We start from the raw sequence: 24,185 nt of genomic DNA, 5'->3' as shown, positions 1-24,185 counted from the left end.
ACGTAATACCTGTATGAAGCCGACAAATGTGCGCCATACCGAATCTGGCAGAAAGAAACTTGTTGAACAGAATTTTAGCGACCGGGAATGGGAGGGTTTCCCTGCCGACGATGATCTGCCTAAAGGGAAAACTGAAGAAATGCGTCAGTTTATTTTCCGGGCCATTGCAGAGAATGATGTTCAAAAGCAGTTGCGGAAATTAAAAATCCTGCGCATTACAAAGTATGCCTCGGCAGCAGTCATTGTGCTCGTGGCGGGGATAGTATTCTATTTTGGCAACGCGAAGATCAATACCGTTCTACCTTCGTCGCAACCTCAATTAGCACAATACCATACAGCTCCAAAATCCATCTGGAAAAAGATAGTTAATGCTGGTCATGAATCCATCAGCTACCAGCTACCGGATTCATCTGTAGTAACCGTTTATCCAAAATCCAGTATCAAATTTGAAAAGGCATTTAGTAAAACATTAAGAAACGTGTATTTAAAAGGAAAGGCAACATTCAAAGTAGCACATGATAAGACCCGACCTTTTAGTGTATTTGCAGGCGGGTTAAAAACGACTGCCCTCGGAACCTCGTTCACCATCAATACAGGTCTGTTACATAAGCGCGTCTCTGTTAAACTCCACACGGGGCGAATTGTAGTCGCCAACACCAGCCTAAAACGATCGCCAACCTATATTTCAAAAGCCGGTACAACATTGCTTTATAATCCGGCTACAGCGATAGTTAAACTGATCAGCCGGGTTACACCAACACTCGCAAATACTACCTTGCTACAAAGGAACGGTGATATAATCACCATGAAAAATATTCCGCTGGCTAAAGTGATCGGATTGCTACAGGAAACCTACCAGGTACACATCACAGTCGATCAGAAAGAGATCAATAAAATTACCTATACCGGCAAAATTGATGTTAGCAAAGAAAAAGCCGAAGACGTAATCCGTTTAATCTGCCTCATTAACAACATGACAGTTACCAAAATAAATGAAATCGAGTTCAACATCGAAAAAACAAAACAATAAACCAATCAGCATCCCCAAATTATCATGTATTCAAAAAAATCACAAACCTTAAAGCGCTTGTTATGCATAGGCATAATGGCGTGGGTTAGTCCGGTTATGGCACAGGATGTGCCGGTACAAGGCATTGTCCTCGATGTTTCAGGACAAGGACTTCCCGGTGTTACGGTAAAAGCCGAAAACGAAAGCACCCGGAAATCGGTAGTTACCACCTCATCAGGGGTTGGCTTGTTCAGCTTCTCAAATCTGGCCGCCGGTGGCCCTTATCGTTTCATTTTCAGTTCAATTGGCTATCAAAGCGACACACTTTCCGGTTATACCATTGCCGCAGGCAAGCAGATAGCCTTGAGTTTGAAACTGAAAGAACAAAGCAATAACCTGCAGGAAGTGGTTATAGGTTATGGTAAGAGCACCCGGAGCCAGATCACCGGTGCCGTTACTTCGGTAAGACCCGATGAATTCAACACTGGTGTAATCGCCTCTCCCGGCCAGTTGCTTCAAGGTAAGGTAGCGGGATTAAATATTACCAGAAGTGGTAACCCTAATGAAAAGCCCGCTGTTATCCTGCGTGGCCCATCAAGTTTCAGGGAAGGTGCACAGGAACCCTTTTATGTAATAGACGGTGTTCCCGGTGCCTCGATCGACCTTGTTGCGCCTGATGATATCATCAGCATGGAAGTTCTAAAGGATGCTTCCTCTACGGCAATTTATGGTTCGAGAGCGGCGAACGGTGTAATAATGGTCAACACCAAAAATGCCGGTAAAGGGCTGGGCAAGTTATCGTACAATGCTTATGCCGCTGCCGAAACCATCTCGAACAGCGTACCCATGGCCAGTGGTGATGAATTGCGAGCGTACCTTGCTGCCAACAATAAAAAACTCGATGCCATAAGTGATGACGGCAGTAATACCGACTGGTTAAAGGAAGTAACACGCACAGGTATTTCGCATAACCACAACCTGAATTTTAATGGCGGTGGCGAAAATTCATCCTATGGTGCAAGCTTAAACTATTTTGACAACCAGGGGATTATTAAAACCTCCGGTATGGAGCGCTTCATCGCAAGGGCCAATATGGAACAAAGGCTGCTGAATAACCGTTTGAAAATAAACCTCAACCTCACCAACAGCAATACCACGAACGACAGAATTGCCAGTCAGGTGTACAACAATATGTTTACCTACCTGCCAACGGTTGGGGTAAGAAAAGCCGATGGCTCTTTTTCTGAAGACCCTTCACGTACCACAGGAACCGGTGGTTATTATAATCCCGTAGCGCTCTTAGAAAACAATACCTATCAGGGCAAAACAAACCTTTATCTGATCAACGGAAATGTAAAGGCCAATATTTTAAGCGGACTTGATTTCAACGCCATGGTTTCGGTACAAAATGAGCAGATTACCGAAAACCTGTACAACAACAGGGCTTCGATGCTAAAGCAGGGTTTTAACGGTTATGCAGAACGCTCGTCGGTAAAAAATACGCAGAAGGTATTCGAGGCTTATTTTAATTACGATAAAACCTTTGGCAAGCATGGATTGAAATTACTGGCGGGTTATTCCTTTCAACAAAATAGAAATGGCGATGGCTTTCAAACCTCGGCACAGAATTTCGTATCTGACGACCTGTTGTGGAACAACCTGGGTTTAAGTAACGGAAACGGATCGACTGTGGTGAATTACGGTGCTACTTATATTTCTACGCTTCGCCTGATTTCCTTTTACGGAAGAGCCATTTATGATTATGATGGAAAATACCTGTTGCAGGCCACCATCCGCCGAGATGGTTCATCGGCCTTTGGTATCAACAATAGGTGGGGAATGTTCCCGTCGGTATCAGCAGGGTGGAACATCGACCGCGAAGATTTTATGGAAAATGTATCTTTCGTAAGTAACCTTAAACTACGTGCCGGTTATGGCGTTTCGGGTAATTCGGTAGGTTTTGACGCCTATACTGCCCGGTTGGTTTATGGTGCGCAAAGCGGGTCATACTTTTACTCAAATGGTAAATGGTTAACCGCGGTTGGGCCCATTCAGAACGATAATCCAAACCTGAAATGGGAACGTACAGCAACGGCTAACATTGGTTTAGACTTCAGCCTGTTCAACAACAAACTTTCAGGATCAATTGATGTGTATAACAAGAAGACAACAGATTTAATTGCGCCATACTCCGTGTCGACTACACAATACCCTTTCAATGTACTTACTGCTAATGTTGGTGCCATGACCAACAAGGGGATAGAGTTTAGTTTAAATACCACGCCAATTAAAACCGATCGCTTCAGCTGGAATACAGCCATTAACCTTTCGCATAATAAAAACGAGATTACTTCTATTTCCAACGAACTGTTTCAGGCGAACGAATTTTATACGGCAAACGTAGGGGGAAGGGGCCAATCGGGTGCTTTGGGCTATCAGGTAATTAAGGAAGGCTTGCCGCTGGGAACTTTCTATACCTTGAGATATGCAGGTAAAGATGCTAACGGCAAATCGATGTTCTATGATAAAAACGGCAATGCCTCAACTGCCAATACAGGTTTCGAAAACTTTACGGTAACCGGATCGGCCCAGCCAAAATTACTGTACGGATGGAACAATACTTTCAGGTACAAACAGTTCGATTTTAATTTCTTCATCCGTGGTGTTTACGGCAACAAAATCCTGAACGCAACCTTAGCCGATATGAATGCCCCTATATATGCACTGCAAACCAATATCGCAAAAGAAACACTTACTGAAAATATCAACGATGATAAAGCGCAGTTCGTATCAGACCGTTATCTGGAAAGCGGTTCTTATTTGCGCTTAGATAATGCAACCCTGGGTTATACCTTTAAATTTAAAGGCAAAACCAGCCTGCGTGTATATGCTTCGGGCAATAACCTGTTTATCATTACCAAATATAAAGGTGTAGATCCTGAGATTAATATGTCCGGACAAACGCCGGGTATCGATTACCGTAACTTCTATCCTAAAACCCGTTCGGCGATTTTCGGATTAAACTTCAACCTATAATCATCTTAAAAAGATATACAATGAAAAAATATTTAGCAGCAGCAGCCCTTGTGGCCCTATCGCTTGGAAGCTGTACCAAACTGGATGTTGACGTAGAATCGCAGTTGACCAGTGAAAACTTCCCCGTTACACCAGATGCCTTTGTGGCCGCAACGGGAACCGTTTACCAGAAATTTAACTCTGGTTTCGGGGTAGATATCTGGCGGATGTATGAGTTAACGAGCGAAGAAGCCATAATTACCGCGCGAAATGGCGGATATTATGACCAGGGGAGATATCAAACTCTGCACAAACACAACTGGCTGCCCGATCATCCGATTGTCCTTACAGCATGGCAATGGGGATATGCAGGCATCAGCGATTGCAACAGGGTGTTGGATATCCTGGATAAATCGCCGAACAGTTCTACGAAAACCCAGTTTTTAAATGAAATCAGGGCAATGCGTGCACTCTATTATTTCTACATCATGGATATGTTCGGCAATGTGCCCATTACTACTTTTGGTACCAATGAAAGTCCGAAGCAATCAACAAGAGCCGAAGTTTTTAGCTACATTGAAAAAGAACTGCTGGCAATTTCTGAAGGGTTGTCTGCACCTGCAACGGTGACCACAGAATATTACGGTCGCCCGACCAAGTGGATGGCTTATGCTTTATTACAGAAATTATACATGAACGCCCAGCAATACATCGGCAAGGCCATGTATGCCGAATCTATTACCTGTGCTGATAAGATAATGGCTTCTTCAATGGCACTGGTAAGCGATTACAATACCTTGTTCTCACCAACCAATGCCGCAAATTCCGAAACCATTTTTGCCGCTATTTACGATGCGAATTACTCGGCAGGAAATGCCATTACCCGTTATACCTTGCACAGTACCTTAAGGGCTAAATACAATCTTCCTTTTAGTCCGAGTAATGCACAATGTACGTTAAAGGAATTTTACGATACCTTTAATTTAACCGGAGATGTGCGTAATACTACCTGGCTGGCGGGTAAACAGTTTTTAGCTGATGGTACCACCCCAATTCTGAACGGTTCTGCGCAGCTGGATTTTACACCCGAAATTGTGCTTACGAATACCGAAACGATGGACGTAGGTGCCGAGGTAGGTGGTGTATCGAGAGGGGTGAGGTCAATCAAATTTTATCCCGATCCGAATACCAACAGCAGTACGCGTTTTCAGAACAATGATATGCCGATTTTTAGATTGGCAGATGTATATTTGCTGAAAGCAGAAGCTTTATTGCGAACCGGAGGATCAGTAACCGATGCCGTAAGCCTGGTAAACAGGGTAAGGACAAGGGTTAAGGCACCACTGGTAACCACCATAACGCTCGATGGTATTTTAGAAGAACGCGGCAGGGAGCTGGCGTGGGAAGGCTGGCGCAGAAACGACCTGATCCGCTTTGGTAAATACCAGGGTAAATGGGGCTTTAAGGCGGGAAATGAAGGTGCTGCACGCGATATATTCCCGATACCTGCTACAGAACTGGTACTAAACAAAAACCTGAAACAAAATACAGGCTATTAATATGAAGAGAAGAGACTTTGTTAAAACCACCACTTTTACAGCAATAGGAGCAAGCGTGCTTGCTCCTTTGCAAAGCCTTGCTGAAACGCCGGCAACCCATCTCGATAGTGAGGATATAGCGCCTCGAAGCGAACTTAATGACGATTACGCTACGCATTTTCTGGCGGTGGGCGATTGGGGCCGTGTAGGCGCCGATCACCAACTGCATGTAGCTAAGCAGATGGGCAAGTGGGCAACCGAAAACCCAAACGACTTTATCCTTTCTCTCGGCGATAACTTTTATCCCAAAGGGGTAACCAGTGAGCACGATCCGCTGTGGCATTATTCATTCGAGAACATCTACACCGACTTTTCCCTCCAGTGGGACTGGTATCCGATTTTGGGTAACCACGATTATATCTCCGATCCCGATGCACAGGTCCGTTACAGTAAAATCAGCAGGCGGTGGAAAATGCCATCGAGATACTACTCAAAGGAAGTATCCTTAAAAAATGGTGATAAAATGCTGATGGTATTCATTGATACATGCCCGCTTATTCCCGAATTTCACCAGAGTGAGCAATATGCCCCCTGGGTAAAAGACCAGCATCCTGAAAAGCAACTTCAATGGCTGGATGAAACCTTGAAGAAGGCAGATGCCAGCGTAAAATGGAAAATGGTCATTGGGCATCACCCTATTTACACCGTAGGGCCAAGGATTAAAAACTACGATACCCTGGCAGTAAGAAAGGTTCTTGCTGATATTTTTGAAAAGAACAAGGTTGATGTTTACCTGTCAGGTCATGATCATTCATTGCAGCATCTCACAACACCGGGTGTTACGCACCAGTTTATATCTGGGGCCGGTTCAGAAGTTACGCCGGTAACTTCTGGTATCGCATACAGTAAATTCGAAGCGTCTGAGTACGGATTTATGTACTTTTCTGTCGATAAAAACCGGTTAAACGCCAAGATTATCGATCATACCGGAAAGAACATTTACGAAACCACCCTGCGGAAAGCATAATTTTGGAGAGGATGGTGTGCGGATTTCCGCACACCATTTTTTTGTAACCTATATGTTATGCTCCCCTTACATTTTCTTAATGCCCGCTAAACACAAAAGGCATATAACAGGAATAACTTCGCGACAAATTATTACTAATGATAAAGAAGTTTTGTTTCCTTGCCCTGGCTTATCTCTCTTTTGGATATGCATCTGCCCAGGAGCAGCATGTTGTACTGATCAGTATTGACGGTTTACGCCCGGAGTTTTATTTAGACCCGCAATGGGGAATGGTAAATGTGCGTCAGGGCATGGCAAAAGGTTCATATGCTGAAGGTGTCAGGGGGAGTTTTCCAACCGTTACCTACCCATCCCATACCACAATTGTAAGTGGTGTACTTCCGGCTAAACATGGTATTTATTACAATACGCCCGTTGAGCCTTTAGGGATTTCAGGCAAATGGTTCTGGTATTACAAAGATATTAAAGTGCCAACCATCTGGACAGCAGCAAAAGATGCCGGATTAAAAACTGCGGGCGTAAGCTGGCCGGTAACAGTTGGCGCCCCTATCGATTATAACCTGCCCGAATATGTCATCCTTCCGAAAGACAAGGGCGAAAAAAAGGATGAGATCAAAGCAATGTCGCAGGAATCAAATCCAAAGGAACTGTTTAAAGAAATTGAAGACAATGCTATTGGTAAATTTGGTGAATTCGGCGCTTCAATTGACTTTTATACCAGCGATCAGAATAAATCGAGAATGGCGGCGTATATCCTTAAAAGGTATAAGCCATCTTTTTTGGCCTTACATATTGCACTGCTCGATCATTTTGAACATGAGCAGGGGCGCGACGGCGACAAGGTAAGATCAGCAATTGTAGGTGCCGATGTGGCGATAAAAACCATTGTCGATGCAGTTGAAGCCGCAGGAATGAGCAAAAATACTACTTTTATCATCACCGGCGATCATGGTTTTGTTGACATCCATACGCAGTTTAAGCCAAATGTAATGCTTGCCCAACTGGGTTTATATGATGATGCCAACAAAGAAAACTGGAAAGCCTATTTTCAGCAAAGCGGTGGCTCATCATTCTTACATCTTAAAGACCCAAAAGATAAAGCAAGCCTTGAAAAAGTAAAACTGGGATTGAGTGAACTTCCCGAGGGTATCCAGCACATGTTCCATGTACTGGATAAAGAAGCACTAACCAAAGCTCAGGGTGATCCAAATGCGTTTATAGCATTGGCTGCCAACCAGGGTTTCAGTTTTGGCGCTGCCGCCACTGGCGAAATGCTTGCTCCGGCAAGCGGAGGTACACATGGATACCTGCCTACAGATTTTAAGGAAATACAAACCGGTTTTGTGGCTTTTGGTAAAGGGATTAAAACAGGTACGGTTATTCCCCTGATGGGGCAGGAAGACATCGCGCCACTTATTGCAAAATTGTTAAACCTGAATTTAAAAACCGAAGGTGTATTGTATCCAGGCCTCCTGGCACCAGCGAAGAAATAAATTTAATTTATGATATGTGTTTTATTAAGGGCTGTCGGATGACGGCCTTTTTTGTGTTAACATTAACTTAACCTAAAGATCTTTTCTTTGTCGAAATTTCCCATTATCAATGATAAAGTATATCGTTACATTTCTGCCGTTGTTCCTTGTCACATTCGCTGGTTTTGCACAGGATGAAGCCGCCCTTGGTGTGGGTTCCGTCAAAGCGATCGAATCACTCACAACACTTAAAAAAATGTACGCCAAAGCCATAGAAGATGGCAATTTACTCCAGGAAGGCCGGTACTTACAGCAAATGGGTAAGGTGTGTTATAATCAGGGTCACTTCCGGCAATCACTGGAGTTTTATTTAAAGGCTGAAAAGATATTTAGCACCACCAATCAAACTTTGCTGCTTGCTGCTAATCTGGGCGATATCGGTGTACTGTATTACTACATCAAACAACCCGAAAAAGCCATGAAGAATTATCAGCAGGCACTCCATATTTACCAGAAAGAGAAAAACCAGAAAGGCGAAGCACTTATTTTCGGGCACATCGGTCAACTTTTCGAGAAACGTCAGCACTATGACAGTGCTTTTTACTATCAGAACCTTGCATTAAAAATTAATAAACAAATAAATGATAAAAGCGGAGCAGCCAAAATCTACGAAAATCTAGGCAGCATTTACGAGGATCTGGAAAAATATGATCTGGCTTACCTTAATTTTAAGCAATCGTTGGGATTATACCAGCAAGATCACAACAATCTGGGAAGTATCGAGGTGATCAATAACCTGGGTGATATTCTGCGGAAAACTGGCAGATACAAGGAAAGCGTTAATGAAACACAAAATGCTTTACGCCTGGCTGCCAGAATGGGTAATAGTTATCAGCTGGCCTCCTGTTGCAGAGACCTCGGCAAAGCCTATGAATTGATGCATCAGATGGACAGTGCTTATCATTACATACAGTTAGGTTACAAGCATACATTAGATCTGTATTCGGAAGATGGCGCAAGGCAGGTAGCCTTTTTGCAGGTGTTATATGATATTAATAAGAAATCAGATGAAATAATCACTCTTCAGAACGATAAAAAAGTGAACAGAATCATCGCGCTGTCCTCCACAATTGTACTGATCCTGCTGGTCGTTTTAGGCTTCGTAATTTTCAGCAGGCAACGTTTTAAGTTAAGAGATCAGCAAATGCTTGCCCGGCAAAAAGAAATTGAACATGATTTAACCAGCCTCGAACTCAAAAACCTGCAGTTGGAAGAGCAACAGCTTAAGCAGCAACTTGAATTAAAGAGCAGGGAACTATCTACCCATACCCTTAACCTGATCAAACATAATCAGTTTCTGGAAAACCTGCGCAATACCTTACAGACAATGGTTAAGGATGATAAACGGGACCAGAAAAAGCAGATGAACCAGATTCTTGCCGAAATTAACCAGAGCTTTAATCACGAACGCAACTGGAAGGAATTTACTTTGGCTTTCGAACAGGTACACCATCAGTTCCTCGAAAATCTGAAGAAGTTCAGTAATGAACTTACCTCTGCCGATATGCGCCTGATCACACTTTTGAAAATGAATCTGGACTCATCAGATGTTGCGACACTGCTGGGAATTTCAACAGATAGTCTCAGGGTTTCCCGTTACAGGCTGCGGAAAAAACTCAATCTTGAGCAAGGTGATAATCTGACAGCGTTTTTACAGGCCCTTTAAAGCGTTACAGCTCCTGATTATAGTACCATTTTTCTATTCATTTTATGGCTTAACAATTTGTTAATGTAACGGTAATAAAAGCATAACGGCGCATTTATGATTAAATAAATAGTTGTAAATGAGTTGTTTGTATTTTGCTGTTGCCTTTTGATATATGGTGCCGGTAACGATGTTGCCTTTATGTAACCCCAAAAATTTTTCCGTTTCACAGCAGGTAAACACCTTTGTGCTGTCGATAAAAAACAGATGACATTACTAAACACAATGAACAAACTTTTACAAATGCTATTTCTCTTTTTATTTTGTGCTGGCACAGCCAGTGCTACAAAAATTAAAGGACATGTTTACGATAAACAAACGGGCGAGGCCATCGTGGGTGCAACTGTTATGCTTGAAAATCCAAAGCGGATTACCAATACTGGTTTGGATGGAACGTTTGAATTTAAAGGGGTTGCGGCAGGTCCCGCCAGAATCAGTGTAAGCTACATCACTTACAAAACCATCACTAAAAGTATTGTGGTACTTAAAGAAGATAACGATCACCTGAAGTTTTATTTAGAAAGTGATTCGAAAAGTCTGGATGATGTAACCATTAAAACAAATGCAGTAAGTGCTACCGATCAGGGTGCCAGAAGGCTGGAGAAAAACGCCACACAGGTAATGAATATAGTATCAGGAAGGGCTATAGAAATCTCACCTGATTTAACGGTAGCCAATGTTATGCAACGTGTTTCCGGCGTATCTATAGAACGAAACAGCAATGGCGACGGGCAATATGCTATTCTACGCGGTATGGACAAGCGCTATAACTATACGCTGGTAAACGGTGTAAAAATCCCGAGTCCCGATAATAAGTACCGCTATGTCCCCTTGATCTTTTTCCGTCTGATTTACTCGATCGTTTGGAAGTATACAAAACCTTAACACCAAATTTAGAAGGAGATGCCATAGGCGGTGCAATCAATATGGTCATGAAAAATGCACCCGGCAAATTCCAGGTGAATGCAAACCTTTCTTCGGGATACAGCCAGTTATTTTTCGACCGTAAGTTTGCCAGTTTCAATTCATCAGGCATAAATTATAAATCGCCTTACGAACTCAATGGTAAAACTTTTAATGCTACTCAAAACGACTTTACCAAAGGAACACTGGATTATAAATACAAAAATCCGGCACCTAACCTGATTGGCAGTTTATCATTAAGTCAAAGGTTTCTGGATAACAGACTCGGTGTAGTGCTCGCTGGCAGTTATCAGAATACCTATCGTGGTAGCAACAGTAATTTTTACAATACTGCTGTTAACGGAACCGATGCCTATTCGGTAATCACCAGTAAAACCTACCGTGAGTTTTCTGAACAGCAGCAGCGGCTGGGCTTACATGGTAAGGTAGACTATATATTTAACAAGAACCATCAGTTAAGTTTATACAATGTCTATGTAAACTTAAAAAATGAGCAGCTCCGCGATGCGGTAACCACTACTTATAACGGGGTATATAATCCAACAGCAGGAAATGCTGAATTGGTTTACAACACCCGTAGTCGCTTAACTGAACAGCAGATTTATAACAGTACTTTACATGGCGATCATAAATTTTTTAATGATCAGTTTAAAGTGCAATGGTCGGCGGTATATTCATCAGCTAAAAATGATGTTCCCGAGAATACCAGTATCAGTTTAAATGGTTTGGAGCAAAATTTCCAGAGCCGTCGTACAACGTTGGTAAATACCAATCCGGTTACCCGCAGATGGGAGCGCAATACAGATGAGGACCTTGCCGGATATCTTGATCTTAGCTACAGCATTAAGGCTGGTGATGATAAAATCGATGTAATGGCAGGTGGTTTATACCGCGATAAACAACGTAGCAGTTTCTTCAATAATTATAACCTTGCACCAAATGCAGCAGATGCAGGTAAAGTTTATGGTACAGACTATCAGAACTATACCGATCTGAACCTGGTAGTAAGCAATCCTACCGGAGCGGTAGCTAATTCATTAACCTACGATGCATCGGAGAAAATCGGTGCAGGATATGGTATGTTTAAATATATTTCGAAGAAAATCGAAGTAACCGGAGGAGCAAGGGTTGAGCACACCAATCAGGGTTATAATCTGCTTTTTCCAGCCGGAGAGAGCTATCCCAAAGGTGGGCAGGTCTACACGGATGTGTTACCCAGTTTAACTGCCAAGTATTTTCTTAGTCCGAAATCACAGTTACACGCTTCCTATTATAAAGCGCTGAACCGTCCGGGTTTTTATGAAATCGTACCGGGAAAGGTAGTAAATGAAGAATTTCAGGAACGTGGCAATCCAAATCTTAAACGGGCATTGGCCGATAATTACGATTTACGCTACGAATTTTTTCCAGGTGCTTCAGAACAATTGTTAGTTGGTGCTTTTTATAAAAAGATAAAAGATCCGATCGAATACACTTTTCAGGCTGATGCGACACGCGGACAGGATATTTATTATACTCCAGGGAATTTCGGCACGGCAAAGAACTATGGTGCCGAAGTAGATTATATTAAATACTTCAGCAAAATAGGTGTGAAGGCTAATTACACCTATACGCACTCGAGAATAACCACACCAAAAACAACAAGGATAATAAACCCGGCTACCGGCGATATTCAGGCCGTAACAGTCGATCAGACTCGTCCGCTTTATGGCCAGTCTGAACATATAGCTAATTTATCCCTTTTATTCAAGGATGCTAAAAAGGGTTGGGATGCACAGCTGGCAGGCGCATATACAGGACCAAGGATCAATACCGTTTCGCAGTTTTTAAATAACGATTTATGGCAGGAAGGATTTGTGCAAATGGATGCTTCAGCCGAAAAACGATTTAAGGGTGGAATCAGTATTTTTATTAAAGCCAGCAACATTCTAAATACGCCAGCTAAACTCTTCATCAAAGGTACCAATGCCGAGAACAATAAAATTGCCGAAGATTTGGTAAAAGATGGACACACTTTGGTAAGAAGCGATTATTACGGACAGAATTACCTACTGGGATTCAGATATAAGTTTAATTAATACATGATAAATAAGAAAAACATGAAGACGAATCAGTTTTTTACATTACTCATCCTTTTTGTGCTTGCACTTAGCGGATGCGAAAAAGCGAATATCGATGTAGATACCGCTGCGGTAGATGGTGCCGCCATTGGCGAAGTCTCGGGCGTTTGGGCAAGAGGAAGTACCCAGGTAATTAAAGGAGACATTATTATCCCCGAAGGAAAAACACTGACTATTGAAGAAGGGGTAACGGTGTTAATGGATACACTGGCAAAACCTGAAATCATCGTTAAAGGAAACCTGTATGCTTTAGGTACAGCAGAAAATCCGGTTAAATTCACCGTTGGCGATTTATATAAAACCGCCCAAAAGAAATTCGGAAAACTTTGGGGTGGTATCCTGGCCGGGCCAACCTGTGAGGAACTGGTGCTTGATCATACCATAATTGAATATGGTGGTTCAACCACTTCAGATGCTTCAACATCGGTAAAAATGGGATTATACAAAGCAGTTGCCGGCGAAAATCTTCCCGCACTCTGGTTCTCAAATGCAAAAGGTAAACTGGTAGTTCAAAACAGCATATTCAGAAACCTTCAGGAAGATTGTACCTACATTGAAGGCGGTAAAATTATTTTTGCCAATAATGTCTTCTATACAACAGGTGTTACCGGTGGTGAAGCCATGAACTTTAAATCAGGATGTTTGGCAGATATCGGCTATAATCTTGTTTACAGCACAAATACCAATGCGCTTAAACTATCAAATACAGGAGACAAAACACCACAAACTTATATTATTGCCTATAACAATACCTTCGTAAATACGGGCTGGAGAAGGCCAACTGCCAAAGGCGGATCAGTATGGTTAGAAAGTACGGTACGTGCCGAATTGTACAATAACCTTTTTGCCAATACTCGTTTCGGTATCAAACGCGATCCTAAAAAGCCCGAAGACAGCCGGTCGGCATACGGCAACAACTGGTATTATGGCTTTGATCAGACTACTGTTAATCAGTTTCAACCTGGATCAAACGATGTAATAGGCGGCAAAAATGATGTGATCAGTACCGTTGCAGGTGCAAATGATCCTAAGTTTATTAATTATCCGGTAAGCACGTCAGTTAACAATTCAGACTTCAATACCAGCTGGGATTTTCACCTGCAAGGCAATTCGCCTGCACTAGGAAAAGGAATTACTACTTTTACGCGTCATCATCAGGCCGGTATTGTAATGAAAAACGGAATAACCTATACATCACCAGCACCAGCAACTTATGTGGGCGCTTACGGTATTAAGAATTAGAATGAAGCACAATAGAATAATCAACATTGCAGCGATTGCAATATTAGGCCTGACAATTTCATGTAATGGGCAGGCACAAAAAACGGATGCTAACGCAGTTAAACCCTTGTATATATCCGATCCTGTAGACTTTGATACCGATGATCCGGCCATTTGGGTCAACCCATCCGATCCTGCAAAATCACTGGTAATCGGTACCGATAAAGATGCCAATGGCGGATTGTATGTTTTCGACTTAAAGGGAAAGATTATCGCGACTAAAACTGTCAGGGGATTGAAGAGACCCGACAATGTAGATATCGCGTATGGTATAAACCTCGGCGGTAAAAAAACCGATATTGCCATCACAACTGAGCGCTATACCCATAAACTCAGGATCTATTCACTCCCGGATATGAAGCCTGTCGACAATGGCGGCATCCCCGTTTTTGAAGGCGAAACAGGTGTAGAATACCGCGATTTAATGGGCATCTCCATGTATACCAATCCACAGGGAAAGATTTATGCGATTGTAGGTCGCAAAACAGGACCAAAAGAAGGAAGCTATTTGTGGCAATACGAACTGACTGATAATGGTAAGGGAGCTGTGAGAGCCAATCTGGTAAGGAAGTTTGGAAAGTATAGTGGTAAGAAAGAGATCGAAGCAATCGCTGTTGATAATGAACTCGGTTATGTATACTATTGCGATGAGCAGTTTGGCGTAAGGAAATATTACGCCGATCCGGCAAAAGGGAATGAAGAGCTGGCCTTATTTGGGGAAGGTGATTTTGCGGTCGATAATGAGGGGATTGCCATTTATAAGACTGCCGGAAATAAAGGTTATGTGCTGGTGTCAGACCAGGGTGCAAAGCAGCTGAAAGTGTATGGCAGAACAGGAGATAAACACCCGCTAATTGCGACTATAAAATATTCGGCGAACCAAACAGATGGAATTGATGTGGTGTCGGTACCACTTAATTCAGATTTTAAACATGGCCTTTTGGTGGCAATGAGCGATGATAAAACCTTTCATTTCTATCGGTGGGAAGATATTGCCGGAAAAATACTCGATGTAAATCCTTAATTTTTAAAAGTATTGGTGTGATAAGCGTTACTGGTTCAAAACCGGTAACGCTTTTTTGTTATCAGGTGTCCGTCAGTGTTAATTTTTGATAAATAAAAACTCATTATGTATAATTTACGTTATATTGTTCGACTATAGTTCATCCCAAATGGAACAACACCAAAACAAAGGCACTTCTGCAGCATATGAGGCTGCAAGATTGAACGCGCTCTATCGATATAAAATTCTCAATACATTGCCTGAAGAAGCTTTTGACGACCTGGCCAGGCTGGCTTGTCAAATCTTTGATCTACCGGTTTGCCTGATATCATTTATTGGTGCCGAAGAGGTGTTTTACAAGGCAAATATTGGCTTGGGACAGCATCCCGGTGAACTGCGCTCGGAGAGCATTTGCACCAATGCCATGATGAATGACGGGGTAACGATTGTGGAAGACATTCACAGTATTCCGCGTTTTAAAGATAATCCCTTCGGAATTCGTTTTTATGCAGGAGCTCCTCTGATTACTGCTGATGGTTTTCGTATTGGTGCAATATGTGTTCTTAATCATCAGACTATAGATTTCGATGAGCAGAAGAAACAGATCTTGCTAGGGCTTGCTAAAGTAGTGCTTGATAGGGTAGAACTTAGACTCATCGCCCTGAATGAGCAAAAATTGAAAAAAGATCATGCTAAACTGCTCAGCACAAAAGATGAAATTGTGGCTGAGAACGATCAACTTGTCGAATTTCAGGAACAGGTTACTCAGGCCAATTCAGTGCTGGAAGACAGACAGGAACATTTTGAAATCCTGTTTGATCAGGCACCTGTTGCAATCGGAATTTGCTCAGTTCCAGCTAAAATCATACAAAGGGCTAATACCGCCCTGGTTAATATCTGGACAGACCATACCGACATTGCAGGGCAGCCGCTCGTAGACTTCATCCCGGACGTAGAAGGTCAGACTTTTCTGAAAATGATTGACCTGGTATATGAATCAGGGAAGGGTAGTCAGGATACTGAAGTTAAGCTGCAGGTGTGGGATGGAAACCGCATGAAAACCATTTATGTAAACGTTTCGCTTCAACCGCTCGACGCCCTTACAGATAAAACCACTAACGTGATCTTTATCCTGGCAGATGTGACTGAACAGGTTATTGCAAAGCAAATGGTAGAAGAAGCGAATATTGTTTTAACCAGCGCCATCGATGCCGGAGGCATGGGATATACTATTGTGGAATTTTCGACTGGGAAAATGATATCCAACGTACAGTTTAAAAATAATTACGGTTATGCTGCAGATGATGAATTTCACTATTCAGACCTTTTTGATGCCATGCTTCCCAAATACAGACAAAAAATCAAGCAGGCAGTACAGGAAGCAATAGAAAATGATACCGTTTATCAGGCTGAATATGAAGTGAGATGGGCTGACGGATCAACGCATTGGATTCGGGCTTATGGCAAGCCAAGATATGATATTCACGGCAGGGCTTCACATATCATCGGGCTTAATAAAATTATTCACCCGCCATTAAGTTAGCCCTCAGTCTGCTAAAAGTTTCTGTCCGCATACCAAGGTATGATGCCAGGTGCTTGATCGGTATCCGGTAATAGAAATGAGGCTGGATTTCCAGCAGGCGTTTAAGCCTTTTTTCTCCCTTAGCCAGTCTGATTAAAAAATTGCGCTCTTCGGCTTCATGATAATGTAGCCAAAGTAGTTTCCGGCCAATGATGCTCATCTCAGGAAACAGGGCAAATAACGTTCTGATCAGGGCATTTGGAATCTGGATGGTACGTGTATCCTCAATGGCATCTATCAATTGCGGTTTATTTTCTTTGAACTGTTTTGGATACAATGTTAACCCTACAATACGTCCTTCGGTACTTAACCAGGTAGTTACTTCTTCATCATCATCCTTCGCAAAGCCACGCACTGCCCCCGATAGAATAAAGTACATGTCAGGTAAGTCATCCAACGGGCCGATCAGGTGTTTACGCTTCTTAAAATGCTTTATTGCGGTTTCCTTTATAATCAGGTTCTCCATTTCTAGGGGCACGTCGCAGTATTCCGAAAAATATTTGATAAGTTGTCTTTTCTCGTCTAGCGTTTGTTTGTTCATGACAGCGGTTTGATTAATTATTCTCGGCACAAATGATGCCGGTAAAACCTGAGGTTGTGCGTATGAGTGTATTTATATGGTAACTTTTCTGATTGATAATCCATCATACTGCTGAGTCGTGTACGCACGCGTTAAACGGTTTAGCAGGCTTCTTAGTATAATTGAGGACACAACTCAAAAGTTTAACTTATTCGTTTGAGTACTCCTTAAAGGGCAAAAGTAAAAAACTTAATCGACCCTAACCTCGTTTCTATATTAACACTGCGCAAGTGGTGATTAAATAAAAGGAGTAGCCGAAAACCTCAAACAGAGTAGGCATTATTAAAATTAGAACGTTATGAAACTTCAAGAGTTAAATTTAAACGAAATGAAAGAAATCAACGGTGGTGGTTTATTAGGTGGCAATGATTCATCAAATTCAGGTGGATTAGGTGGCTCACTGGGAATTGGTAATTTATTATCATTCTCAAATGAAACTACTGATGGAGATGAATCGAGTAAAACCTCGTTCTCTTTAGGAAATAACATCGGTGGAAGCTTAGAAGGTTTATTTCAAAGCTTAACCAGCTAATTTGAATTTAAAAATTCCGATTATTAAAAAGTCCCGCGAATGCGGGACTTTTTAGTTTAAAACAGTCCTTTTTGGTTTTTCAAAAACCAAAAAAGTCTGTTTGCGTATATATTTTAAGATATGGACAGCGACAAATACATTTTTCCGAAAGAAGTTATCGAGAATACGGCCGAATATCATTTCCATTCGCATCACTCAGCCACTAAAATCATTTATCAGGTATTGCTGGTGGTGTTAGTAGTCGCATTAGTAGCCATGTTCCTCATCAGGGTAGATGTAAACGTTAAGAGTGCAGGATTGTTCAGGCCAACAGCAGAACGCAATGAGATTAAACCTCTGATTTCCGGGCGCATCGACTCACTTTACATTAAAGAGAATATGCATGTCAAAGCAGGGCAGGTGTTGCTTACCATCAGAAAAGAGAATATTGAAAGTCAGGATGCCCTCAATCAATTTCAGCAAACGGATGTCGCAGATCAGCTTCATGACCTTGGTTTACTGATTAATGCCTACCGCAGAAATGACTGGTCAAAAAAACTGCCGTTAAAATCAGGAGTTTACGGACAACAATATAGTTTTTTTATGCAAAGGGTAACCGAAGCAAAGGCACGTTATCAGCTTGCGCTGAAAAACTATGAGCGATACGCTTATCTTTATAAAAAAAGGGCGGTATCTGCACTTGAATATGATGAGGTAAAGTTGAAAAAGGACAATGTTTTTAATGAATTGTCGCTCATCGGTGAGGATCAGGGAAGTAAATGGCAAACAGAATTAAACCAGTTGAATATCCAGAACCAACAGCTTGATACTAAGGATAAACAATATAATGAGGAAAAGGAATACTACACCATAAAGGCACCGTTAACAGGTACTGTGCAGGAATTGAAAGGGATACAGCCGGGTAGCTCCATTTCTGCCAATGAAATCCTCGGAGAAATATCACCAGACTCAGGTCTTATTGCCGAAACCTATGTGGCACCAAAAGATATTGGTCTCCTTAAAATCGGTACAAAAGCCCGCTTTCAGATCGATGCCTATAATTATAATGAATGGGGAATGGCCACCGGAAAGATTGTATCCATATCCAGTGACATCTTTATGCAAAGTGGTACACAACCCTTTTTTAAGGTTCGCTGCCTGCTCGATAAAAACAGCCTCCATCTTAAAAATGGCTATGTGGGTAAAATCAAAAAAGGAATGACTTTACAAGCCAGATTTTTTGTTACCCGCAGAACATTGTTTCAATTATTATATGATAAAGCCGACGATTGGCTCAACCCGAATGTAATACCCGGAGCTCAGGAAACTACCATCAGCAAATTATGACAAAGAAGCGCAACTTGTTTAGCCGATTATTTGGAAGACTATCATCTGGCAAAAAGCCTGCAAGAACGTTAGTGAAACAACATGATGTAACCGATTGTGGTGCCGCATGCCTGGCTTCCATCAGTATTCATTACGGACTTGATCTTCCTATTGCCCGGATCAGGCAGTATGCCTCTACCGATAAAAAAGGAACAAATGTGCTGGGCTTGATTGAAGCTGCCTCCCGGCTGGGTTTTTCTGCAAAGGGGGTGAAGGCCGGCTATGACAATCTGTTCAGCATTCCCCTTCCCGTAATTGCGCATGTGGTGCAGAATAACATTCATCATTATGTAGTTATTTATGGCATCCATTCAGATTATATCGAGATAATGGATCCTGCTTTCGGTGAGATGCTGCGGATATCCCACGACGACTTTCGCCGTCAGTGGAGCGGGGTATTGGTGATGTTATTGCCCGGTGATGATTTTACTGCCGGGACGGAACGAATCTCGCTCGAAAAAAGATTTTTATACCTCCTGATGCCCCACCGCTCTGTGCTGATTCAGGTACTTATTGGTGCAATATTTTATACTATTCTGGGTTTATCAACTTCAATTTTTCTTCAAAAAATTGTAGATAATGTATTGCCTGAAGGAAATACCAATTTGCTTAATCTCATGGGAACAGTGATGATCATCATCATTTTACTGCAGATTTTTATCAATTATGCCAAAACACTACTGACCATAAAAACCGGTCAGCAAATAGATGCCCGGCTGATATTAGGTTACTACAAACATCTGCTCAATCTGCCCCAGCAGTTTTTCGACACCATGAGGGTGGGGGAGATTATTTCCAGGATGAATGACGCTGTTAAAATCAGGGCCTTCATCAACGATGTGCTGATTGGATTTGCGGTAAATGTATTTATCCTTATTTTTTCTTTTGCGCTGATGTTTACTTACTACTGGAAACTCGCCCTGATTATGCTTACTGTGATCCCACTGTATGCCATCATATATTATGTATCGAACAGGTTAAACCGTAGTACACAGCGCAAACTGATGGAGAAGAGCGCAGATCTGGAAAATCAGCTGGTAGAATCAGTAAACTCAGTGAGTACCATCAAAAGATTCGGGCTGGAAAACTTTGCTAATCTCAAAACAGAGATCCGTTTTATTGAGTTGCTGAAAACCGTTTACACTTCAGGGACCAACTCATTGCTGGTGGGCAATGCCAGTAGTTTTGTATCCAGTATTTTTGCTGTCATTTTGTTGTGGGCAGGTGCCAGCTTTGTGCTGCAAAATTTGATTACCCCAGGTGAACTCCTTTCATTTTACGCCATTATTGGCTATTTTACAGGCCCTGTAATTGGCCTTATCGGCATGAATAAAGTATTCCAGGATGCCCGGATTGCCGCCGACCGCCTCTTTGAAATCATGGATCTGGAGAGAGAAAAAACTGAGAACCGTACGGAGCTCACCCCTGATATGATTGGCGACATTGAATTCAGGAATGTAAATTTCAGATATGGTACGCGCGTTACTGTATTTGAAGATTTCAGTTTAAAGGTTCCTAAAGGTAAAATCACAGCCGTTGTTGGAGAAAGTGGCTCCGGAAAAACCACGCTGCTTTCGCTACTGCAAAATATCTATCCATTGCAATCGGGTCACATCATGATTGGGGAATATGATATCAATTACCTCACTAACGTTAGCCTTAGGAAACTGGTGGCAGTAGTGCCGCAAGACGTACACCTTTTTGCCGGAAATGTAATCGAAAACATTGCCATCGGCGATATGGAGCCTGATATGAAAAAAATTATCCGCATCTGCGGACAGCTGCATATTCTCGATTTCATTGAACATCTGCCGCAGGGGTTTGAAACATATCTGGGAGAAAATGCCACAAATCTTTCTGGTGGACAACGTCAGCGCTTGGCTATTGCCAGGGCATTGTACAGGGAACCTGAAATATTAATCCTGGATGAAGCAACATCCTCTCTAGATTCGACTTCCGAAGAATACATTCATCACGCTGTGGCGCTACTTCGCGAAGCGGGCAAAACCATTATCTTGATTGCCCATCGGTTAAGTACGGTGGTGAATGCCGATAAAATTGCAGTACTTAAGCGCGGTGAACTTCTTGAGGAAGGTACTCATCAGGCACTGCTTAAAAAGAAAGGTGCATATATGGAAATGTGGAAAAAGCAATTTCCACTGCTGGAACAGGCTTAGTAGTCAAGCTGTTATGGCTTGTTAATGTTTATCCCGTGCTAAAATGCGGGTAAAACCGAAAGCGGTTGCAAACCTATAAATCATTGGCTGCAACCGCTTTATTTTTTAAGGTCTGCGCTAATCCGCCGTATAGGCCGAAACCCCTCCACCATTGCAGTGGAATGTTCCCCAGCCATCCTCATTGATGACCACTTCCTGTTCTATATTACCTAGCCTGTCACGAAATACCCGCCCTGCGAATTCTTTTCCCATTTCCATATCTTTAAATCCGGCATCACCGTTGGAGATGATCACCGCAATACCTGAACCCGGTCTGTCAGCATCACCATCTACAGTCCAGCCAATACAATTAGGATGGTCGAAATAATCACGTTGTGTGCCATAAACATTGTTTTTTCTAAGCCCCAGGAGCGTTTGAATTTGTGGAATCGCTTCCAGCGTTACTTCATGTTTTTCACCATCATTCCCCTCATCACTGTATTTTGCCCCATAAAGATCAGGATAAAAAATGCATGGATATCCTGTAGCCCTCAATAGGATCATGGCGTAGGCCAGAGGACGAAACCATAGGTCGACCGTCTGCTCCAGGGATTGTAAAGGTTGTGTGTCGTGATTTTCTACGAGTGTAACCGCAAGTTCAGGTCTGGCCTCAACCAGCGTCCCTGAAAAGATTGTTGCAAGGTCAAATTCATTTCCCTGCTTGGAAGCATTTGAAAAGTTAGCCTGAAGGCACGCATCAAACAAAGACATCCGTCCTTCTGTAGCGTCAATATAACGCAACATATCGTCAAGTTTTCCCGGCGACCAGTATTCACCAACGGTAAAGAGTTCCTTTCTGGTAACTGATCTCATATGATCAAGCCATTCGTTGTAGAAGGTTGCAGGCATATGTTTGATCGCATCAAGCCTGAAGCCATCGAAACCCACTGTTTCATGAAACCACTCTCCCCAACGTTTAAGCTCTTCCACTACACTGGGGTTCCTGAAGTCTATATCCGATAGCATCAGGTAATCGTAATTTCCGTTTTCCGTATCCAGAACATCCTGCCAGCCTTCACCATACTGATTCTGTATGCTGTATATTGCTGATTCTCCAGTTTTTTCGTCGTAATCAACACCGGTAAAGCACTGAAAATCCCACTGAAAAGGTGAATATTTTCCCTGGCGCCCAGGGAAAGTAAATTTTGTGTAAGCTTCTATCTCAAAGGGTTCGGAGGTAAATTCGTTACGGTTTTCCGGGTTCACCTTTCTTACCGTGATGGTTTCGGTTTCATCACCACCGCCGAGGTGGTTCAGTACAATATCCATATAAACCTGCAAGCCTGCAGCTTGTCCGGCTTTTACTGCGCGCAGCAATTCTTCCCTGGTGCCGTATTTCGTCGCTACACTCCCTTTCTGGTCAAACTCACCAAGGTCGTAATGATCATACACATCATAACCGGTTGATACGCCGCCATCCATACCTTTGTGTGCTGGAGGTAACCAAAGTGTATCGATTCCAAAAGTCTTAAGTTCTTCAGCCTCCCGTTCCATTTTCTTCCAAAGGCTCCCGTCTGCGGGGTAATACCATTGAAAATATTGAAGCATAGTAAAGTTTTCCATTATTGTGTTTTAAGCCATGTTTAACAGACCATACAACCACAACAGCCAGAAATAGTTTTCGCGTTTCAAAGATGAACAACGATAGTGGTACTTTTTTGCCGTAAAAATTGTTAAAAACGTAAAGGTGTCAGATTTTCTGAACAAATCAGCGTTTAGTGCTGTTAAAATCATATGGGGTAATTTAACCCTGATGTACGGATTGATCACCACGGCCAGGTGATCAGTAGCCGACCTTTGTGGCCATAATTTTATACCTATGATTGAACAACAGCGAAAAACATTAGAAAATCCAAACAAGAAGTATCCCGTTCCCCCTTTTCCACGTCAGCCTCAGAATGTGCCCGGACTGGCTTCTAAAATGGAACCAATCCCCGACCATGGGGAGCAGAGTTATGTCGGTTCAGGCCGTTTACTCGGAAGAAAAGCATTAATAACCGGAGGGGACTCCGGAATAGGAAGAGCCGCAGCAATAGCTTATGCAAGGGAAGGTGCAGACGTGGTAATCAACTATCTGCCCCAGGAACAATCAGACGCCGACGAAGTGCTGGCCTTAATTGAGGCTGCAGGAAGAAAAGGATATGGCATTCCCGGCGACATTACCATCGAATCATTTTGTACATTGCTGGTAGAACAGGCGGCCGAAAAACTTGGCGGTATTGACATTCTGGTCAATAATGCCGGCCATCAGCAGGCGGTTGAATCCCTGCTGGATATCACTACTGAAGATTTTGATACGACATTAAAAACCAATGTCTATGCACCGTTCTGGATTACCAAAGCTGCCTTGCCTTTACTACCTGAAGGTGCGGTAATCATTGCAACCAGCTCAGTACAGGCTTATGATCCGTCTGAAAATTTATTTGATTACGCCCAAACCAAGGCGGCAAATGTGGCTTTCGTGAAGTCGCTGGCTAAACAGCTCGGACCTAAAGGTATCAGAGTGAATGGGGTAGCCCCAGGGCCAGTGTGGACACCTCTGCAAACCAGTGGCGGACAACCTCAGGATGCCATAGAGAAGTTTGGTGCACAAACGCCGCTTGGTCGCCCGGGGCAGCCCGCCGAGCTCGCGTCTATATATGTGCAGCTGGCCGACAGCAATGCCAGTTATGCCACCGGACAGATTTATGGTTCGGCCGGAGGTAGCGGACATCCATAGTCGCCAGCTATAAAAACGCCCCTTCATTTGAAGGGGC

The 24,185-nt window shown here is 42.7% G+C and carries 17 protein-coding genes; 15 read left to right on the top strand and 2 right to left on the bottom strand.

Going from position 1 to position 24,185, the window contains the following annotated elements; all coding sequences use genetic code 11:
- Positions 1–13: 13 nt before the first annotated feature.
- The 11 genes from R2Q80_RS15865 to R2Q80_RS15815 all read left to right on the top strand — a co-directional run bounded on the left by R2Q80_RS15865 (position 14) and on the right by R2Q80_RS15815 (position 16,697).
- Positions 14–1,030 carry a FecR family protein gene (locus tag R2Q80_RS15865; protein WP_316800540.1) on the top strand — a complete coding sequence of 339 codons (1,017 nt, stop codon included), beginning with the start codon at positions 14–16 and terminating at the stop codon, positions 1,028–1,030.
- A gap of 75 nt (positions 1,031–1,105) precedes the next feature.
- Positions 1,106–4,045 (top strand): SusC/RagA family TonB-linked outer membrane protein, encoded by a 2,940-nt coding sequence (locus R2Q80_RS15860; RefSeq protein WP_316800539.1) that lies wholly within the window; start codon positions 1,106–1,108, stop codon positions 4,043–4,045.
- 20 nt (positions 4,046–4,065) lie between these two features.
- Positions 4,066–5,583, top strand: coding sequence for a RagB/SusD family nutrient uptake outer membrane protein (locus tag R2Q80_RS15855; RefSeq protein WP_316800538.1), 1,518 nt, complete (start codon positions 4,066–4,068; stop codon positions 5,581–5,583).
- Position 5,584: 1 nt separating this feature from the next.
- Positions 5,585–6,589: a metallophosphoesterase gene (locus tag R2Q80_RS15850; RefSeq protein WP_316800537.1), complete on the top strand. Its 1,005-nt coding sequence runs from the start codon at positions 5,585–5,587 to the stop codon at positions 6,587–6,589.
- A 137-nt stretch (positions 6,590–6,726) separates the two neighbouring features.
- Positions 6,727–8,082 (top strand): ectonucleotide pyrophosphatase/phosphodiesterase, encoded by a 1,356-nt coding sequence (locus R2Q80_RS15845; protein ID WP_316800536.1) that lies wholly within the window; start codon positions 6,727–6,729, stop codon positions 8,080–8,082.
- Positions 8,083–8,191: 109 nt separating this feature from the next.
- Positions 8,192–9,787: a tetratricopeptide repeat protein gene (locus tag R2Q80_RS15840; RefSeq protein WP_316800535.1), complete on the top strand. Its 1,596-nt coding sequence runs from the start codon at positions 8,192–8,194 to the stop codon at positions 9,785–9,787.
- Between the two features lie 264 nt (positions 9,788–10,051).
- On the top strand, positions 10,052–10,711 hold the full coding sequence (locus R2Q80_RS15835; RefSeq protein ID WP_316800534.1) for a carboxypeptidase-like regulatory domain-containing protein: 660 nt from the start codon (positions 10,052–10,054) through the stop codon (positions 10,709–10,711).
- Complete coding sequence (locus tag R2Q80_RS15830) at positions 10,690–12,828, top strand: TonB-dependent receptor domain-containing protein (RefSeq protein ID WP_316800533.1); 2,139 nt, start codon at positions 10,690–10,692, stop codon at positions 12,826–12,828. The genes R2Q80_RS15835 and R2Q80_RS15830 overlap by 22 nt, the downstream gene beginning before the upstream one ends.
- A 21-nt stretch (positions 12,829–12,849) precedes the next feature.
- On the top strand, positions 12,850–14,112 hold the full coding sequence (locus R2Q80_RS15825; RefSeq protein ID WP_316800532.1) for a right-handed parallel beta-helix repeat-containing protein: 1,263 nt from the start codon (positions 12,850–12,852) through the stop codon (positions 14,110–14,112).
- A 1-nt stretch (position 14,113) separates the two neighbouring features.
- Positions 14,114–15,175, top strand: a complete 1,062-nt coding sequence (locus R2Q80_RS15820; protein WP_316800531.1) for a phytase — start codon at positions 14,114–14,116, stop codon at positions 15,173–15,175.
- A gap of 148 nt (positions 15,176–15,323) precedes the next feature.
- Entirely contained in the window at positions 15,324–16,697 is a 1,374-nt protein-coding gene (locus R2Q80_RS15815; protein ID WP_316800530.1) for a PAS domain-containing protein, read from the top strand.
- Here R2Q80_RS15815 and R2Q80_RS15810 read toward each other — a convergent pair.
- Positions 16,675–17,277, bottom strand: coding sequence for a Crp/Fnr family transcriptional regulator (locus tag R2Q80_RS15810; protein WP_316800529.1), 603 nt, complete (start codon positions 17,275–17,277; stop codon positions 16,675–16,677). The genes R2Q80_RS15815 and R2Q80_RS15810 overlap by 23 nt on opposite strands.
- Positions 17,278–17,614: 337 nt before the next feature.
- On the opposite strand from R2Q80_RS15810, the gene R2Q80_RS15805 reads away from it, so the two are divergent.
- The 3 genes from R2Q80_RS15805 (at position 17,615) to R2Q80_RS15795 (ending at position 21,390) form a co-directional block, all read left to right on the top strand.
- Positions 17,615–17,848, top strand: coding sequence for a hypothetical protein (locus R2Q80_RS15805; RefSeq protein WP_316800528.1), 234 nt, complete (start codon positions 17,615–17,617; stop codon positions 17,846–17,848).
- A 120-nt stretch (positions 17,849–17,968) separates the two neighbouring features.
- The gene (locus R2Q80_RS15800; RefSeq protein ID WP_316800527.1) at positions 17,969–19,174 is read left to right on the top strand and encodes an HlyD family secretion protein; all 1,206 of its coding nucleotides are present in this window, start codon (positions 17,969–17,971) and stop codon (positions 19,172–19,174) included.
- Positions 19,171–21,390 carry a peptidase domain-containing ABC transporter gene (locus R2Q80_RS15795; protein WP_316800526.1) on the top strand — a complete coding sequence of 740 codons (2,220 nt, stop codon included), beginning with the start codon at positions 19,171–19,173 and terminating at the stop codon, positions 21,388–21,390. The genes R2Q80_RS15800 and R2Q80_RS15795 overlap by 4 nt, the downstream gene beginning before the upstream one ends.
- Before the next feature lie 117 nt (positions 21,391–21,507).
- On the opposite strand, the gene R2Q80_RS15790 is transcribed toward R2Q80_RS15795, so the two are convergent.
- Positions 21,508–22,992 (bottom strand): alpha-amylase, encoded by a 1,485-nt coding sequence (locus R2Q80_RS15790; RefSeq protein ID WP_316800525.1) that lies wholly within the window; start codon positions 22,990–22,992, stop codon positions 21,508–21,510.
- A gap of 256 nt (positions 22,993–23,248) precedes the next feature.
- On the opposite strand from R2Q80_RS15790, the gene R2Q80_RS15785 reads away from it, so the two are divergent.
- The gene (locus R2Q80_RS15785) at positions 23,249–24,148 is read left to right on the top strand and encodes an SDR family oxidoreductase (protein ID WP_047800640.1); all 900 of its coding nucleotides are present in this window, start codon (positions 23,249–23,251) and stop codon (positions 24,146–24,148) included.
- The last annotated feature ends 37 nt before the right edge of the window (positions 24,149–24,185 follow it).

The organism is Pedobacter frigidisoli (assembly GCF_032678525.1).
GTDB classification, from domain to species: Bacteria; Bacteroidota; Bacteroidia; order Sphingobacteriales; family Sphingobacteriaceae; genus Pedobacter; species Pedobacter frigidisoli_A.
Note: the sequence above shows the minus strand (reverse complement) of the source record. Positions and strands in the feature narration are given on the sequence as shown.

Excerpts from the sequence above, each read along its gene's own strand:
- R2Q80_RS15865 (WP_316800540.1), top strand. The coding sequence starts at position 14 with ATGAAGCCGACAAATGTGCGCCATACCGAATCTGGCAGAAAGAAACTT.
- R2Q80_RS15860 (WP_316800539.1), top strand. The coding sequence starts at position 1,106 with ATGGCGTGGGTTAGTCCGGTTATGGCACAGGATGTGCCGGTACAAGGC.
- R2Q80_RS15855 (WP_316800538.1), top strand. The coding sequence starts at position 4,066 with ATGAAAAAATATTTAGCAGCAGCAGCCCTTGTGGCCCTATCGCTTGGA.
- R2Q80_RS15850 (WP_316800537.1), top strand. The coding sequence starts at position 5,585 with ATGAAGAGAAGAGACTTTGTTAAAACCACCACTTTTACAGCAATAGGA.
- R2Q80_RS15845 (WP_316800536.1), top strand. The coding sequence starts at position 6,727 with ATGATAAAGAAGTTTTGTTTCCTTGCCCTGGCTTATCTCTCTTTTGGA.
- R2Q80_RS15840 (WP_316800535.1), top strand. The coding sequence starts at position 8,192 with ATGATAAAGTATATCGTTACATTTCTGCCGTTGTTCCTTGTCACATTC.
- R2Q80_RS15835 (WP_316800534.1), top strand. The coding sequence starts at position 10,052 with ATGAACAAACTTTTACAAATGCTATTTCTCTTTTTATTTTGTGCTGGC.
- R2Q80_RS15825 (WP_316800532.1), top strand. The coding sequence starts at position 12,850 with ATGAAGACGAATCAGTTTTTTACATTACTCATCCTTTTTGTGCTTGCA.
- R2Q80_RS15820 (WP_316800531.1), top strand. The coding sequence starts at position 14,114 with ATGAAGCACAATAGAATAATCAACATTGCAGCGATTGCAATATTAGGC.
- R2Q80_RS15815 (WP_316800530.1), top strand. The coding sequence starts at position 15,324 with ATGGAACAACACCAAAACAAAGGCACTTCTGCAGCATATGAGGCTGCA.
- R2Q80_RS15810 (WP_316800529.1), bottom strand. The coding sequence starts at position 17,277 with ATGAACAAACAAACGCTAGACGAGAAAAGACAACTTATCAAATATTTT.
- R2Q80_RS15805 (WP_316800528.1), top strand. The coding sequence starts at position 17,615 with ATGAAACTTCAAGAGTTAAATTTAAACGAAATGAAAGAAATCAACGGT.
- R2Q80_RS15800 (WP_316800527.1), top strand. The coding sequence starts at position 17,969 with ATGGACAGCGACAAATACATTTTTCCGAAAGAAGTTATCGAGAATACG.
- R2Q80_RS15795 (WP_316800526.1), top strand. The coding sequence starts at position 19,171 with ATGACAAAGAAGCGCAACTTGTTTAGCCGATTATTTGGAAGACTATCA.
- R2Q80_RS15790 (WP_316800525.1), bottom strand. The coding sequence starts at position 22,992 with ATGGAAAACTTTACTATGCTTCAATATTTTCAATGGTATTACCCCGCA.
- R2Q80_RS15785 (WP_047800640.1), top strand. The coding sequence starts at position 23,249 with ATGATTGAACAACAGCGAAAAACATTAGAAAATCCAAACAAGAAGTAT.